This window comes from Arthrobacter sp. (assembly GCF_031179385.1).
In the GTDB taxonomy this organism is placed as follows: Bacteria; Actinomycetota; Actinomycetes; order Actinomycetales; family Micrococcaceae; genus Arthrobacter_D.
Genome location: NZ_JAPSHV010000225.1, coordinates 1 through 1,917 on the forward strand (window position 1 = coordinate 1; position 1,917 = coordinate 1,917).

The window sequence follows — 1,917 nt, forward strand, 5'->3', positions numbered from 1 at the left end:
GCCGCGGTGATGGGCTCCTGCACGGCCGGCGGCGCCTACGTTCCGGCCATGAGCGATGAAACCGTCATTGTCCGGAACCAGGGGACCATCTTCCTCGGCGGTCCGCCGCTGGTGAAGGCTGCGATCGGTGAAATCGTCACGGCGGAGGAGCTTGGCGGCGGCGACGTGCATGCAAAGACCTCCGGCGTCGTCGACCATCTTGCCGAAAACGACCAGCACGCCCTGGAGATCGTTCGGGATATCGTCTCGACGCTCCCCGTCCCGGAGCCGGCCTGGACACCCGGGGAATCCGAAGAGCCCCGGGTGGACATCGAGAGCCTTTACGGGGCTGTGCCGCTCGATGTCAACGCGCCCTACGACGCGAGGGAAATTATCGCGCGCATCGTCGACGGCAGCCGCTTCCACGAGTTCAAGAAGGAGTACGGCACCACGCTCGTGACGGGCTTCGCCACGCTGCACGGGCACCCGATCGGCATAGTCGCGAACAACGGCGTCCTTTTCGCGGAGTCCGCCCTAAAGGGTGCGCACTTCATCGAACTGTGCGATCAACGGGGCATTCCGCTGATCTTCCTGCAGAACCTGTCGGGCTTCATGGTCGGCCGTGACTACGAGGCCGGCGGCATCGCGAAGCACGGAGCGAAGATGGTCACCGCGGTGGCGACGTGCCGCGTACCCAAGCTGACCGTCGTCGTCGGCGGTTCCTTCGGGGCGGGCAACTACTCCATGTGCGGGCGGGCGTACTCGCCGCGGTTCCTCTGGATGTGGCCTGCCAGCCGCATCTCCGTCATGGGCGGCAACCAGGCGTCCTCAGTGCTGGCCACCGTGAAGCGCGACCAGATCGAGGCGCGCGGTGAGCAGTGGAGCGCAGACGATGAGGAAGCGTTCAAGGCGCCCATTCGTGAGCAGTACGAGGCGCAGGGGAGCCCCTATTACTCCACGGCGCGGATCTGGGACGACGGCATCATCGACCCTGCAGACACCCGCCGCGTTCTCGGCCTCGCCCTCGATGTCTGCGCCAACGCACCGTTGCCGGATACCTCCTTCGGCCTCTTCAGGATGTGAGCCGCATGACAGACACAGCACTTTTCAACACGGTCCTCGTTGCCAATCGAGGTGAAATTGCGTGCCGGGTGATCCGGACGCTGCGGGCCCTCGGCATCCGCTCGGTCGCGGTGTACAGCGACGCCGACGCCGATGCCCGCCACGTTCGTGAGGCGGATCAGGCGGTACGGATCGGTCCCGCTTCACCGGCACAGAGTTACCTCAACATCGAGGCGATTGTCGCCGCCTGCGAGGCGACCGGTGCGCAGGCGGTGCATCCCGGCTACGGGTTCCTGAGCGAGAACCAGGCCTTCGCCCGCGCCCTTGAGGAGGCAGGGATCGCCTTCATCGGCCCCCGCGTCCACGCCCTGAACGTCATGGGCGACAAGATCCGGTCGAAGAACCACGTCAGCGGGTTCGGCGTGCCGGTGGTCCCCGGAATCGCCGAACCCGGGCTCAGCGATGGCGCTCTCGTTGAAGCCGCCGAACACGTGGGCTACCCGCTGCTCATCAAGCCGTCCGCTGGCGGGGGCGGCAAGGGGATGCACGCCGTGGACCGCCCGGAGGACCTCCGGAGCAGCCTGCAGACGGCACGCCGGGTGGCTGCTTCGGCTTTCGGGGACGACACGCTGTTCCTTGAGCGGCTGATCCGCAGCCCGCGGCACATCGAGGTGCAGGTACTCGCCGACACCTACGGCAACGTCATTCACCTGGGGGAGCGGGAGTGCTCGCTCCAGCGCAGGCACCAAAAGGTCATCGAGGAAGCACCCTCACCTCTGCTTGACGAGGCAACGCGCGTCCGCATCGGTGAAGCGGCCTGCAACGCGGCCCGCAGTGTCGACTATGTGGGTGCCGGCACCGTGGAGTTCCTCGTGT

At 66.6% G+C, this 1,917-nt stretch carries 2 protein-coding genes; both read left to right on the top strand.

The annotated features are described in order from the left end of the window. Window positions 1–1,062 (top strand): carboxyl transferase domain-containing protein (locus tag RIF85_RS15815; protein WP_309072853.1); only part of this gene is annotated, 1,062 nt, incomplete at its 5' end. Between the two features lie 5 nt (window positions 1,063–1,067). Beyond that, window positions 1,068–1,917, top strand: an 850-nt coding sequence (locus RIF85_RS15820) for a biotin carboxylase N-terminal domain-containing protein (protein WP_309072854.1), incomplete at its 3' end; no start/stop codon positions are given.